This is a genomic window from Enterococcus sp. DIV0294, assembly GCF_050558155.1.
Lineage (GTDB): Bacteria > Bacillota > Bacilli > Lactobacillales > Enterococcaceae > Enterococcus > Enterococcus faecalis.
The window spans coordinates 2,559,269-2,574,016 of the sequence record NZ_CP187889.1 but is presented as its reverse complement, the minus strand read 5'-3'; the positions used below and the strand labels follow the sequence as shown (position 1 = coordinate 2,574,016).

General features: G+C 42.0%; 12 protein-coding genes. 10 read left to right on the top strand and 2 right to left on the bottom strand.

Annotated elements, in window-relative coordinates; all coding sequences use genetic code 11:
- Positions 1-157: 157 nt before the first annotated feature.
- The 8 genes from IGJ20_RS12480 (at position 158) to pepG1 (ending at position 8,826) form a co-directional block, all read left to right on the top strand.
- Positions 158-955: a TIGR00282 family metallophosphoesterase gene (locus IGJ20_RS12480; RefSeq protein ID WP_002354864.1), complete on the top strand. Its 798-nt coding sequence runs from the start codon at positions 158-160 to the stop codon at positions 953-955.
- Between the two features lie 73 nt (positions 956-1,028).
- On the top strand, positions 1,029-1,415 hold the full coding sequence (locus tag IGJ20_RS12475; protein WP_002359008.1) for a RicAFT regulatory complex protein RicA family protein: 387 nt from the start codon (positions 1,029-1,031) through the stop codon (positions 1,413-1,415).
- Positions 1,416-3,992 carry a DNA mismatch repair protein MutS gene (gene mutS, locus IGJ20_RS12470; RefSeq protein WP_126254805.1) on the top strand — a complete coding sequence of 859 codons (2,577 nt, stop codon included), beginning with the start codon at positions 1,416-1,418 and terminating at the stop codon, positions 3,990-3,992.
- A 31-nt stretch (positions 3,993-4,023) separates the two neighbouring features.
- On the top strand, positions 4,024-6,156 hold the full coding sequence (mutL, locus tag IGJ20_RS12465) for a DNA mismatch repair endonuclease MutL (protein WP_126254804.1): 2,133 nt from the start codon (positions 4,024-4,026) through the stop codon (positions 6,154-6,156).
- A gap of 24 nt (positions 6,157-6,180) precedes the next feature.
- Positions 6,181-6,735, top strand: coding sequence for a Maf family protein (locus IGJ20_RS12460; protein ID WP_002354869.1), 555 nt, complete (start codon positions 6,181-6,183; stop codon positions 6,733-6,735).
- 132 nt (positions 6,736-6,867) lie between these two features.
- Positions 6,868-7,305, top strand: coding sequence for a peptide-methionine (R)-S-oxide reductase MsrB (gene msrB / locus IGJ20_RS12455; RefSeq protein WP_002354871.1), 438 nt, complete (start codon positions 6,868-6,870; stop codon positions 7,303-7,305).
- 174 nt (positions 7,306-7,479) lie between these two features.
- Positions 7,480-8,451, top strand: coding sequence for a ribose-phosphate diphosphokinase (locus tag IGJ20_RS12450; protein WP_002381060.1), 972 nt, complete (start codon positions 7,480-7,482; stop codon positions 8,449-8,451).
- Between the two features lie 231 nt (positions 8,452-8,682).
- A complete protein-coding gene (gene pepG1 / locus IGJ20_RS12445; RefSeq protein ID WP_002392696.1) occupies positions 8,683-8,826 on the top strand; it encodes a type I toxin-antitoxin system toxin PepG1 in 144 nt (47 codons plus the stop codon).
- A 369-nt stretch (positions 8,827-9,195) separates the two neighbouring features.
- Here pepG1 and pgmB read toward each other — a convergent pair whose 3' ends face one another.
- Complete coding sequence (pgmB, locus tag IGJ20_RS12440; RefSeq protein ID WP_010824266.1) at positions 9,196-9,846, bottom strand: beta-phosphoglucomutase; 651 nt, start codon at positions 9,844-9,846, stop codon at positions 9,196-9,198.
- 14 nt (positions 9,847-9,860) lie between these two features.
- A complete protein-coding gene (locus tag IGJ20_RS12435; protein ID WP_126254803.1) occupies positions 9,861-12,605 on the bottom strand; it encodes a glycoside hydrolase family 65 protein in 2,745 nt (914 codons plus the stop codon).
- Between the two features lie 261 nt (positions 12,606-12,866).
- On the opposite strand from IGJ20_RS12435, the gene treR reads away from it, so the two are divergent.
- Together treR and IGJ20_RS12425 are read left to right on the top strand one after the other, a co-directional pair.
- Positions 12,867-13,580 (top strand): trehalose operon repressor, encoded by a 714-nt coding sequence (gene treR / locus IGJ20_RS12430; RefSeq protein ID WP_002354877.1) that lies wholly within the window; start codon positions 12,867-12,869, stop codon positions 13,578-13,580.
- Between the two features lie 401 nt (positions 13,581-13,981).
- Complete coding sequence (locus IGJ20_RS12425) at positions 13,982-14,689, top strand: WxL domain-containing protein (RefSeq protein ID WP_126254846.1); 708 nt, start codon at positions 13,982-13,984, stop codon at positions 14,687-14,689.
- Positions 14,690-14,748: the final 59 nt, after the last annotated feature.

The window sequence follows — 14,748 nt, the reverse complement described above, 5'->3', positions numbered from 1 at the left end:
TAAAAAGCGAATAAGTATCGCGTGTAGTGTCTCAACGAACAATTGCAAGGATTGTTCGTTGAGACACTTTTTTTAATCTTTTAAAACCAAAACTTTCTTTTCAAAGCGAAAACAACTATAATAAACAAGAGATGTTAAAAAGAGAAGAGGAACCTTTTTGCGTATATTATTTATAGGAGATGTTGTCGGTTCTTTAGGAAGAGAAGCCCTAGCAACGTATGTCCCTAAATTAAAGAAGAAATATCGTCCACAAGTGACCATTGCCAATGGTGAAAATGCGGCATCTGGTCGGGGAATTACTGGCAAGATTTATAAGAAATTTTTGCAAGATGGTGTCGATGTTGTTACGATGGGTAACCATACGTGGGACAACAAGGATATCTTTGAATTCATTGATGATGCGAAGAAAATGGTTCGTCCAGCGAACTTTCCAGAAGATGTGCCTGGTCAAGGAATGGTTTTTGTGAAAGTCAATCAATTGGAACTAGCGGTGATTAATTTACAGGCCCGCACATTTATGGTGCCATTGGAAGATCCTTTCAAGAAAGCCGCCGAGCTAGTGGCTATCGCTCGCAAACGGACACCGCTCATTTTTGTGGATTTTCATGGCGAAACGACGAGTGAAAAACAAGCCATGAGCTGGTTTTTAGATGGCCAAGTTTCAGCCGTTGTTGGAACACATACGCATGTTCAAACAAATGACGCTCGGATTTTACCGAAAGGGACAGCCTTCTTAAGTGATGTCGGTATGACCGGACCTTATGATGGGATTCTAGGAATGAAGCGTGAACCGATTATTGAGAAGTTTATGACAGCATTGCCGAAGCGCTTTGAGGTAGTCGAAACAGGGCGGACAATTTTATCTGCCTGTATTTTAGAGATTGATGACCAAACGGGCCAAGCGAAGATGATTGAGCCGATTCAGATTAGCGAAGATCGCCCGTTTCAAGAATAATAGAAGAAAAGTTAATCTCGGATCATTAAGAGGTTAACTTTTTCTGCTCTTATAGAAAAAGTGCCGGTGAAAGATGAAGGTGAAAAAAATGGAGCCGTTGAATTTAGATGCACAAAGTAATAAAGAATTAGAAAAATTGTTACATTTAATTGGACAAGATGAAGTCATTCAGCGCTACCAAGCGATTGAAGAAAAGGTAAAGAAAAACAAAAAGCTGACAGAATTAGTGGAAGAAATTAAAGCTGCGCAAAAAGATGCGGTTCAATTTGCTCACTATGGCAAACCAACTGCTGAAAAAGAAGCCATTCAACGAGCTGATGCGAAAACAAAAGAGTTTGATGAGCACCCACTCGTTGTAGCCTACCGCGAACAACTGATCGAAGCCAATGACTTAGTCCAACATGTCACGGCGCTCATTCAATACCGCGTGAACGAAGAGCTAGAGAAGGAAGGGAATTAAATGCCACAAAAGACAAAAAATACACCCATGATGGAACAATATTTATCCATTAAGGCCCAATACAAGGATGCGTTTTTATTTTATCGCTTAGGTGATTTTTATGAGTTATTTTATGAAGATGCTATCAATGCAGCGCAAATCTTAGAATTGACGTTAACCAGTCGTAACCGCAATGCGGATGATCCGATCCCTATGTGTGGCGTTCCTTATCATGCCGCGCAAGGCTACATTGATACGTTGATTGAGCAAGGCTATAAAGTAGCGATTTGTGAGCAAGTGGAAGATCCAAAGACTACCAAGGGCATGGTCAAACGAGAAGTGGTCCAGTTGGTAACGCCAGGAACGGTGATGAATAGTAAAGGCTTGGAAGCCAAAGACAATAATTACTTAACCGCTGTGCTAACAGATGGTAATCAGTTCGGTTTTGCCTATGTAGACTTGAGTACAGGCGAATTAAAAACAGCAGTCTTGGCTGATGAAGAGGGCGTTTTGAACGAAGCTTCTGCGTTGCAAACAAAAGAAATGGTCCTAGGTTCAGGGATCCCTGAATCGTTAAAAGAGAACTTAAGTTTACGTTTAAATATCATCTTTTCGACACAAGAAACGGTGGAAGAAAATGCCGAGTTTAGTTTTTTAACCAATGAACTGATTAATCCATTAGAAATTGAAATTACAGGCAAGTTATTATCTTATTTATCCGTTACCCAAAAGCGGAGCTTGTCCCATATTCAGAAAGCTGTGGAATATCAGCCAGATCATTTCTTGAAAATGGATCATTATTCTAAATTCAATTTAGAATTGAGTCAGTCGATTCGAACAGGACAGAAAAAAGGGACTCTATTGTGGCTATTAGATGAAACGAAAACAGCTATGGGCGGCCGTTTATTAAAACAATGGTTGGATCGTCCGCTGATTCAGGAACGTCAAATTAAGGCGCGTCAAGAAATGGTGCAATCCTTATTAAATGCCTATTTTGAACGCTTAGATTTGCAAGCAGCATTGACGAACGTTTATGATTTAGAGCGGTTAGCAGGACGCGTGGCATTCGGCAGTGTGAATGGGCGTGATTTAATTCAATTACGGACCTCTTTAGAACAAGTACCAACGATTCGACAGTTAATTGTCGGGATCAATCAAGGGGAATGGGATGATTTGTTAGTCGACTTAAACCCTGTTGAAGATTTAGTGGCATTGATTGCGACGGCGATTAATGAAGAAGCCCCTTTACAAATTACTGAAGGAAATGTTATTAAGGACGGCTATAACGACCAATTAGATGAATACCGTGATGCCATGCGCAATGGTAAGCAATGGTTAGCGGAGTTAGAAGCGAAAGAACGCCAAGAAACAGGGATTAAAAACTTGAAGATTGGCTACAATCGGGTCTTTGGTTATTTCATTGAAATCACTAAGTCAAATTTAGCGAATTTAGAAGAAGGAAAATACGAGCGGAAGCAAACATTAGCTAATGCGGAGCGCTTTATTACGTCAGAACTAAAAGAACTAGAACGTTTAATCTTAGAAGCCGAAGAAAAATCAGTTGAACTAGAATATCAATTGTTCTTGGCCGTGAGAGAACAAGTGAAAACGAACATTGATCGGTTGCAAACACTGGCTAAAACCATTAGTGCGGTTGATGTTTTACAATCTTTTGCAACAATTAGTGAACGGTATCAATACGTTCGACCAACGTTAAGAAGTAACACGAAAAATTTGGCGATTGTCGAAGGACGACACCCAGTCGTGGAAAAAGTTTTAGGGCACCAAGAATACATTCCAAACAGTATCCGCATGAACCCAGAAACAGATATTCTCTTGATTACTGGACCAAACATGTCAGGGAAAAGTACCTACATGCGTCAATTGGCTTTGACGGTGGTCATGGCGCAAATTGGCTGTTTTGTACCAGCGGAAAGTGCTGAAATGCCAATTTTCGATCAAATTTTTACACGGATTGGGGCCTCTGATGATCTAATTGCAGGGCAAAGTACCTTTATGGTAGAAATGATGGAAGCCAACCAAGCACTGCGGCACGCCACGCCTAACAGCCTAATTTTATTTGATGAATTAGGGCGCGGCACGGCAACCTATGATGGAATGGCGCTAGCGCAAGCGATCATTGAATATATCCATCGTGAAGTACAAGCCAAAACGCTATTCTCTACACATTATCATGAACTAACTGTTCTAGATGAAACTTTAAAAGGCTTGAAGAATATTCACGTGGGCGCTGTCGAAAAAGATGGCGAAGTGGTCTTTCTTCATAAAATGATGGAAGGACCTGCTGATAAGAGCTATGGGATACATGTTGCTAAAATCGCTGGTTTACCAAGCCCGCTTTTAGAACGAGCAGCCACCATTTTATCCGCTTTAGAAGCGGAAGAAACAACGATTCCAAGTTCAGTTCATCATGAAGAAGTTTCAGAAGTCCATGAAGAAACCGAGCAACTTTCATTATTTAAAGAAGTTTCAACAGAAGAATTAAGTGTCATTGACACATTGAAGAAAATGAATCTATTAGAAATGACACCACTAGATGCGTTAAACATGCTTCATCAATTGCAAAAACGTATCTAATTAGGAACCGAACCGGTTAGGAGGTCGTGAAATGGGGAAAATTCAAGAACTATCCGAACAACTAGCCAACCAGATTGCTGCTGGTGAAGTTGTTGAACGTCCCGCTTCTGTCGTCAAAGAATTGGTGGAAAATGCACTGGATGCAGGAAGCACCCAAATTGATATTTTTATTGAAGAAGCTGGCTTGAAAACCATTCAAATTATTGATAATGGTGAAGGAATTGCCAAAGAAGATGTACTGAATGCCTTCAAACGCCATGCCACAAGCAAAATTCATACAAGAGATGATTTGTTCCGAATTCGCAGCTTGGGGTTCCGAGGCGAAGCCTTACCAAGTATTGCCTCAGTTTCTGAAATGATTGTCGAAACTGCCACAGCTGAGGAAGAAGAAGGCAGCTATGTGATTCTAAAAGGGGGCAAGGTCGAAGAAAACCGACCAGCAGCCCTCCGTAAAGGCACAAAAATGACCGTTTCTAATTTATTTTATAATACGCCCGCTCGTTTGAAATACGTCAAAACGATCCAAACGGAATTGGCCAATATTGGTGACATTGTCAATCGTCTGGCGTTAAGCCACCCTAAAGTCGCTTTTCGCTTAGTTCATGACGGCCACAAAATGATGAGTACAACAGGCAATGGTGATTTAAAACAAACGATTGCCGGGATTTATGGCATTAGTACCGCAAAGAAAATGTTGAAAATTGAAGGAAAAGACCTTGATTTTACTTTGACAGGGTATGTTTCATTGCCAGAAGTCACACGGGCCAGCCGCAACTATTTATCAACGATTATCAATGGTCGTTATATTAAAAATTTCGCGTTAAATAAAGCAATTGTAGCCGGCTATGGTTCGAAACTAATGGTGGGGCGTTTTCCAATTGCTGTGTTAGAAATTGAAATGGATCCGCTGTTAGTCGATGTCAATGTCCATCCTACTAAGCAAGAAGTTCGTTTAAGTAAAGAAAAAGATTTAATGGCATTAATTGAACAGGCGATTCAAGAAGTGTTGAGCCAAGAACAGTTGATTCCCAATGCGGCAGACAATTTGCGTTTTAAAAAGAAACTACCGCCAGAACCTAAAGCCGAACAAATGGAAATTCCTTTATCGACTGAACAACCTGCGGTAAAACAACGACCGGGCAGCTTAAGCTATAATCCCGCAACGGGTCGCTTCTATGCGGAACATGCGACAGACGAAACACCAGTCTCAAGCGCCCCTGAAGCTGTCAACCAGACAGAAAGAGCAGTGGACCCAATGGACGACCCATTTGCGCCGCCAGTGCCAGAATCAACGAGTGTAGCGGAAGAAACGTCAGCTTACGAAACCTCTTCGGCAGCTGCTGATTCCGCAAATCATTGGGAAACAGCTAGTAATGAGCAACAGATAATAGCCGAAGAAACGAAAATAACTGAAGTATCTGATTCAGAACCTTCTCTGCCTTCATCAGAGGCTGCTGACGAGGTTTTCCAAGAAGAAATGAAACTTCACCCAGAATTCGATGCCAATAGAGCTGCGAGTCAAAGAGAACTGAAACAAGCCCTGAACAAGTTGGAAGAAGAACGACCGACAGAACGTTTTCCTGAGCTAGAATACTTCGGTCAAATGCACGGAACTTATTTATTCGCACAAAGCAAAGATGGCCTGTTTATTATCGATCAACACGCTGCCCAAGAACGAATTAAATACGAGTACTTCCGTGAAAAAATTGGCGAAGTCAGTGATGATTTACAAGAACTATTGGTACCAATCGTTATTGATTATCCAAATAGCGATGCCTTGAAAATTAAAGAGCAGAAAGAAACCCTTGCGGAAGTCGGCATCCATTTGGAAGACTTTGGACAAAATAGTTTCATTGTGCGGGCGCACCCAACTTGGTATCCTGCAGGCGAAGAGGAAAGCATTGTTCGCGAGATGATTGACATGTTGCTAACAACTGGCTCGGTCAGCGTGAAAAAATTCCGTGAAGCAACTGCCATTATGATGAGCTGTAAGCGATCCATCAAAGCCAATCATTACCTCAACGAGCAACAAGCACGCGTGCTATTAAAAGATTTAGCCTTGTGCAAAAATCCGTTTAATTGTCCGCATGGACGTCCGGTGCTGATTCATTTTACGAATTCAGATATGGAACGAATGTTTAAACGCATTCAAGACCCCCATTAAAAAGAAACGAGGCGTCATCAATTTATGCAAATTATTTTAGCATCCCAATCTCCTCGCCGTCAGGAGTTATTAAAGCGTGTGGTCCCAACTTTTACGATTGCACCAGCCGATATCGATGAAACTGTTGGTAAAGACGGCTTACCAGCAGAATATGTGGCGCAAATGGCTGCCCAAAAAGCAGCGGCTATAGCAGAACAATCCCCCGAAGCACTAGTCATTGGCTGCGATACAATTGTGGCATTGGCGGGAGAAATTCTCGGCAAACCGACTTCTCGGGAAGACGGTTATCGCATGTTGCGCCTGTTAAGTGGCAAAACACATGACGTGTATACAAGTGTGACGTTGAAACAAGGGGAAAAAGAGCGCTCCGCGACAGTTCATTCAACCGTGACGTTTTATCCACTGACAGACACGGAAATCCATGCTTACTTAGATACCGCAGAATATGCCGACAAAGCAGGCGCTTATGGTATCCAAGGACAAGGGGCATTACTAATTGAAGCAATCGCCGGCGATTATTACGCCATTATGGGCTTACCAATTGCCAAAGTAGCCCGACTACTAAAAGAATTCAACTAATAAAAGACAGTCCTTTTCATTCGTCAAAAAGAGAAAGGACTGTCTTTTACTATGCAAACTATTAGGTGCCTGTTTGGCAAACGTGGTATCATTGAACCCAATAAATTGAACAGAAGAAAAGGAGTGGACAGAATGACAAAACCAACAGAAGAAGAATTAAAACAAACCTTGACGGATCTTCAATATGCCGTCACACAAGAAAACGCAACAGAACGCCCTTTTTCAGGAGAATATGATGACTTTTACCAAGACGGAATCTATGTAGACATTGTTAGTGGCGAACCGTTGTTTAGCTCCCTAGACAAATACGATGCTGGTTGCGGCTGGCCATCCTTTACCAAACCAATTGAAAAACGTGGCGTCAAAGAAAAAGCTGATTTTAGTCACGGCATGCACCGAGTAGAAGTTCGCAGTCAAGAAGCGGATTCACATTTAGGGCATGTTTTCACTGATGGCCCACTCCAAGAAGGCGGCTTACGTTATTGCATTAATGCGGCAGCTTTGAGATTTGTGCCAGTGGCAGATTTAGAAAAAGAAGGCTATGGCGAGTACCTTTCTTTATTCAAATAATCCTCATTTTTTAGACAAATACGATAAAATAGTTAGAAGAAAGCGACTTTTGATGAATATCTTGTATGAAATACAGAAAATCTCTTGATTTATTTGGCTAGGACTACTATTATTTTAGAAGGAAAGTATTGTTCAGTTTTAACGAATTGGCTGAAATAGAAAGTGGAGGTTCTAATGTCGAAACATTATTTTGATCCAAGATTGAAAATCTTTTCTTTGAACTCTAATCGTCCCTTAGCAGAAAAAATTGCGGATGCTGTGGGTGTGGAGCTAGGAAAGTGCTCTGTAACACAATTTAGTGATGGTGAAATTCAAGTGAATATTGAAGAAAGTATTCGTGGTGCACATGTTTACGTCATTCAATCAACAAGTAGCCCTGTTAACGATAACTTAATGGAACTATTAATCATGATTGATGCGTTAAAACGTGCGAGTGCTAAAACAATTAACGTGGTTATGCCTTATTATGGGTATGCACGTCAAGACCGTAAAGCACGTGCCCGGGAACCAATCACTGCTAAACTTGTTGCAAACATGATTGAAAAAGCTGGTGCAACAAGAATGTTGACATTGGACTTACATGCGGTCCAAATTCAAGGATTCTTTGATATTCCAGTGGATCATTTGATGGGTGCACCATTAATTGCCGATTACTTCATCGAACACGGCATTCAAGGCGATGACGTCGTTGTTGTTTCCCCTGACCATGGTGGTGTAACGCGTGCGCGTAAATTGGCAGAATTCTTAAAAGCACCAATTGCGATCATTGACAAACGTCGTCCAAAAGCGAACGTAGCAGAAGTAATGAATATCATTGGTCATGTGGAAGGCAAAACATGTGTCTTAATTGATGACATGATTGACACAGCGGGGACAATTTCTCTTGCTGCAAACGCATTGAAAGAAGCCGGAGCAAAAGACGTTTACGCTTCTTGTACACATCCCGTTTTATCAGGACCAGCCTTACAACGTATTGAAGATTCAGCAATTGAACGCTTAGTTGTAACAGACTCTATTTACCTATCTGATGATCGTAAAATTGCTAAAATTGACGAAGTCAGCGTTGGTGAATTAATCGGAGATGCGATTAAACGTATCCACGAAAACAAACCAGTTAGTCCGTTATTTGAAACAAAAAATAAATAATTACAAAAAACCGCCCACATCATTTTTCTGATGTGGGCGGTTTTTTCTCTAAATCATTTTATCTAAAAAAATATTGTAACCTGAATATTTATTAGGCATTCATGATATACGATAAGTGTAGAGAAGTTAAGGCGGAGGCAAGCGCAAAGGAACATGCGCTTTGCGACGAGCATCGCAACAAAGTGAGAAGCGTAGGAGCAGAGACTTTCCCCTTTCAGTGAGGTGGTGCGTATGAGCGTACTTCCAAAATTTACAGAAAGGAGAGGCCTGTTGTCAGCATATGAAACAATTCAGACGATCCTAGGGTTTGGTATGTTTACCATTGCTTTGATTGCGCTGATTGTGAAATTGCTTAAAAATGACAATAAAAAATAACCGTTTACTTTGATCGAGTACGGTTATTTTTTGTAACAAAATCGGTCACCGTCTTAAACGGCTCTACATCAGAGAGGTATGTTGACGCATATCTCTCTTTTCATTTTCATTATAGCACATTTTCCCGAAAAGCACGAATAAATTTAGCGTTAATCCGTGAAATTATAAAAGCTGTTAAAAATGACAATAAAAAATAACCGTCAACTTTGACCGAGTACGGTTATTTTTAAATAATACAATTGGTCACCGTCTCAAACGGCTCTACACTAGAGAGGTATGTTGACGCATCTCTCTCTTTTCATCTACATTCTAGCATAGATACAATGTAGATGAAAAGAGGTGCCTGCTGCTAAAGGTTCTTGTCCTTCTTTAGCGATTGAGCAGTGCATCAACGCTTAGTTCAGTCATTTCAGAGACTTGCATGTCGGCTCCGAGTAAGGGTTGGCTGGCCGACAAGCCGACGGCATAGATGCCCGCGGCTTTCAAGCCGTCAATGCCTGATTGTGCATCTTCAAAGCCAATGGCGTTTTGCGGTAGCACGCCAATACTGTCAGCGGCGGCTAAAAAGATTTCAGGATCAGGTTTGCCTTTGCTTAACGAGTCGGGATCGACAATTGTGGCGAAGTACGCGCGCACGCCTAATTTTTCCAAAATCAGGGGCGCGTTTTTTGAAGCCGAAGCCACGGCGCAGGGAATGTGACGTGCTTGGGCTTGCTGTAGCAATGGCACGACACCAGGTAAAACATCTTCTGTTGTTAAATGTTCTAATAATTGAACGTAGTGGTCATTTTTTTGCTGAGCTAAGGCTTCTTTTTCTGCTGGAGTAAACGCATTTTCGCGGTGGCCATGGGCTAAAATGCGGTCCAAGGAGTCCATCCGACTAATGCCTTTTAATGTTTCGTTGAAGGTTTCGTCAATGGAAATGCCTAGCGAATCGGCCAATGCTTTCCAAGCTTGATAATGAAATTTGGCGGTGTCAGTAATGACACCATCCAAATCAAAAATAAATCCAATCGTCATTGTGGTTCGCTCCTTTATTGATAATGTACTTCTTTTGGTCGTTCGGCGGTTAACGGAATCAACGCGCCCTGAACCAATAATTGTGTGTCTTTATCTGCTGTAATCGTGACACTGGTTTGTGTTAATGAAAATTGATACGTCACGCCTTGATGAATAAACTGGAACGCCAGCGCTTGCCAATGTTCAGGTAAGTTTGGACAAATTGATAACTCGTTCTGGCGCGTGTCAACGCCTGCATACGTCGCTAAAGTAACGTGAATCGTCGCAGCCATGACCCCTGTATGAATCCCTTCAGCGGTCGTGCCACCTTGAATGTCACGATAATCGGAATACAACGCTTCTTGATAAAGTTGCCAAGATAGCTCATGGAATTGCGCCATTTCTGCCAATTGGGCATGAACAATTCGTGACAAAGTCGAACCATGAGACGTCCGTTTTAGATAATACAAAAGATTTTTTTCCAAATAATCCGCAGGCAATTGATACCCTAAATCTTCTAAAATTTGATCCACCCGAGTTTTGTCTAAGTTGTAGAACAACATTAACGTGTCGGCTTGTTTCGCCACTTTGTAATCATCGGGAGATTCTCCTTCGGCTTTTAAAATTCGATCCATGCGGTAAATATTGCCGTATTTCTCTTTCATCGCCGCCCAGTCAATCTCTTTTAAGCCGAAATACCCTTCATATTGCGCAATAATACCGTCAGAATTAACTTCAATTTCCAGTGAATTTTGAATTTGCTGCATGCGGGCTAGATCAGCCGAAGAGGTCTGAGTTTTGGCAAAAAGTTGTGCCTGTTCTTCCTCAGAGAAAAGTGCCAAAATGTTGGTTAATTCTTCGAATAGCCAAACCACCATCAAATTCGTATAGGCGTTGTTTTTCAAGCCGCTTTCCGCTTGGTCTGGATAGCCCTCGTGAAACTCATCAGGTCCCATCACTTTATCAATAAAGAACCGTCCTGTTGCGTCATCTAACGTCGCAGCGCTGTTCCAAAATTGAGCGATTTCTAACAACATTTCGCCGCCATATTGTTTCATAAATTCATGATCCTGTGTACTATGCCAATACAACCAAGCATTGTAAGCAATCGCTAAGGAAACATGCCGTTGCAAAATACTATGATCCTCGCCCCAATGTCCATTCAACGGATTTAAGTGAAGTTTTTGCGTGGTTTCACGCCCATCACGCCCTGATTGCCACGGATACATTGCGCCACGATACTGGCTGGCCGCCGCATTTTCCTTCGCCTTCTCTAATCGGTGGTAGCGATACAGCAACAATTGTTTCGCTGTGTCAGGATAATGTTGAATATAAAAAGGTAAAATAAAAATTTCATCCCAGAAAATATGTCCACGATACGCTTCACCATGCAAGCCTCGGGCGGTAATCGAGACGTCCAATGCTTGCGCTTGGTTACTAAAAGGCGAAGCCGAAGCCAGCAAGTGATAACTGTGAATCCGTAAAAGTTTTTGAGACATCAAATCGCCTGTCACAGTAATGTTGGCTTGTTGCCAAAGAGTTTGCCAAGCGCGGGCGCTTTCCTGAGCGGCGGCCGCAAAAGAGTCCTTCGGCGTAAACGGTACCTGCCAACTTTGTTCGGCGTGGCTGGCTTGCACAAAGACTTGTTTTTCTAGTGTATAGCGCGTTCCTTGGTACGCCATCACGGTCACCACTTGGGCGATTTTTTCCGCTTCTTCTTGAATCATAATGGCTTCTTTTTCAAAAAAATCACCGGTTATCAAAGCCGTTTCTCGGACGCTTAAGTTAGATTGATTGGTACAAACCTCAATCACGGTTTTGTTTTCCTGCGCGCTTAATGCTGTCACCTGAAAATGTTTCGCTGTTAAGTTGCGATACCGCGCCACGTTATAGTTGTAGACACTGCCATCCGTGACGGTTTTCAAAGTAATCGGGGCTGAAAAGTTTAACGGCTCAAACGTATATTGCAGATGATAGTCATTCGGCTGTGCCATATTGGCGATTTTTTTCGTCGTTAATTTAATTTGCTGATTGTCCGCATCTTTCAAAATCATTTCTGCGACAAACAACCCCGTTTTCAAGTTCAATTGACGATGTAATTGTTGTAGCGTGTCTGGAGAAATCGTTAACCAGTCAGTGGCATCGCCAATTTTTAAAGCGATGTGTTGGTTGTCAGGAGCATTGACGAAATCTTCATTTTCCACTACTTGACCCGCAACTTCCGAAGCCGCTGTATTATAAAGCCCCGCAATATAGGTTGCTGGATAATGATCATCAGAAATCGTCATCTCAGGTGTCGTGCCGCGCAAGCCTAAAAAGCCATTGCCGACAGTTAACAGGGACTCCACCGCATATTCATTTTTCCCAGGCACGTAGCCATAATAGTCCAAATGCCAAGCCAGATACTGCCGTTTTTCTTCAAATGCTGCCAGCAGATTCGGTGCCGCCGCTTGTTCGGCTGCCGTTAAAAGTGGCGTGTTCAACTGTTCCGCGAATGCTTGAATCACCGCTTGCGGAACCAGCGCCAACGTTTCCTCTGGCGAAAAGAAGTCCACTGGGAAATCAGCCACAATCCCCCCCAGAATCGGCGCAGCCTCTGCCAAAATCAATTGGCACAGTTCAGGAACCGTTTCTTCGATAGTCAAGGCTTCAAAAGGGAACGTTTTTTGGTGAAGCGGTTCCAATTTATGGTTAAAAAAAGTCGTCGTTAGTTGGTTCGTTGCGAATGTTAATTCTAAAATGGTCATGTTTGGCGCCTCCTTGTAAACTTGTATAGACATGTTGTGTTTGACTACAGTATAGTATGAACGAATCAGAATTACAAGGATTTTCCCCAGATTCTTGGGAAAACTTTTCCAGAAGGGGGCAGCAACCGACTGCGCTGGGTCCGAAAAAAAGGCGGTCAAGCAGTGGTTTGGCTGGGGGAGTTTGTGGCGTAAGCAAGGCAGAAAGTGCGGGGGATTTTTCTGACCAGCTCTAGGTTTTTCGGAGGGAATATGCTATGCTTTTAGAAAAGAAATTGTTGGTAGAGGAGGATCGGCATGAACAAGTTTCATGACATATTTTTAGAATTAGAACAACAAATTGTCCAAGGCGACTATCAGCCAGGCGATTTATTACCTAGTGAAAATCAATTAGTGGAAACTTACAATGTTTCCCGTGAAACAATTCGGAAAGCCTTGAATTTACTAATTAACGCTGGCTACATTCAGAAAAAACAAGGCAAAGGCTCGATTGTGCTCAACTTTAAAAAGTTTAATTTTCCTATTTCAGGGGTGACCAGTTACAAGGAGTTACAACAAACGCAGCATATTGAAAGTCATACTCATGTGGTTTCCTTAGAAGAAATTCCTGTGGAGCGCAACTTGGCTCAGTTGACTGGTTGGACGGAAGGGGCCCCTGTGTGGCGCTTAGTTCGGCAACGGGAGATTGAAGGGGAAGTCGATATTTTAGATATTGATTACTTGATTAAAGAGATTGTCCCAGAACTGCCGAAGCACCGTGCCGAAGATTCGATTTTCGATTATCTGGAAAACGACCTTGGCTTGGCGATTAGTTATGCCCAGAAAGAAATTACCGTGGAACCGCTCACAGAGATGGACAAGCAGCTGATTGGTGAAGTCGAAGGCAATCATGTCGTCGTGGTCCGCAGTATCATGAACTTGGAAGATACCCGCTGTTTTGGCTATACGGAATCTCGTCACCGTTTAAACAAATTTAAGTTTGTGGAATTCGCCCGTCGCCGTAAATTGTAAGTCTTAGTGACGAACAAATATAAAAACGGCTGTCATTAAATGAAAATTGACGGTTTTTTTGCAAGAACCGCCGGTAAATGTATAAGATTTTAAGAGAAAACGTCAAAAAGTAGAGGTCTAACTCTTACTTTTTGACGTTTTCTCCTTGTTTTTTAAACGAATTTGACGAAAAAATCATTAAATAACATTTGTAAATATCAAAAAGTGCTGAAATTAAAGCTTGAAATCAATAGAAACGCTTGGTTTTAAAGGAATCATCAGTTTTTACGAATGGCTGTTAAATATTTAAAATTACGAAGAGGGCAGATTCTTGTATAATAAGGCTATAGCTTCGGAAGCGCAGAAAAAGGGAACCACGCGCTCTGGAAATTCATACAGTAAAAGGAGACGTACATATTATGATGAAAAAGAAAATGATGGCAAGTTTATTAGTTGGTAGCGCAGTCGTTGGCGCAAGTTTAGCACCTCTTTCGGCACAGGCGACTACGACAGGGAATACACCAGTGCAGGTAGAGTTTGGTGGAGGGGTGTTGCCAGACCATGAGGATAATACTGGCGGAAATGTCGACCCAGATCCAACGAAACCAAATACAGATTTTGATTTATTAGCTATTCCAAAAAGTGTTAGCTTTCCTCTCGTAAAAATTAATGATAATTTATCTGCTATCAAAGCAAGTTCAACGACACCCAGAGACCTTATGGTAGGAGATGTGCGTGGTACTAAAGAAGGATGGCATGTAACTGGTGAACTAACGAAAATGAGTAATGGAACAGATGAACTAGCGGGTGATATTAATTTTGGATTGAAAGTTTACTATGCAGAATATCTTGTTGGTGTTACTCCAGAACCTTATTATGGAGCAACTTCTATTTTAAATGGCATGAATATTGCTGATGATCCAACAGCCCCTAGTGCTACTGGAACCAGCATGAAAATTGGCGGTGGCGCCACTACATTAAGTAATGCAACTATTGGTAAAGGTCAAGGGACTTGGGCAGTACGTTTTGAAAAAATGACATTGAATGTCACTACACCAATTCAAGAATTGAAACAAGGCGCCTACACAGGTAACATCACTTGGAACCTTGTCGCAGGACCATCAATCTAAGCACAAGCAACAAAAAACAGAGGACGGACCATCAGCGGATAACTTCTGCTGTTCTGCCC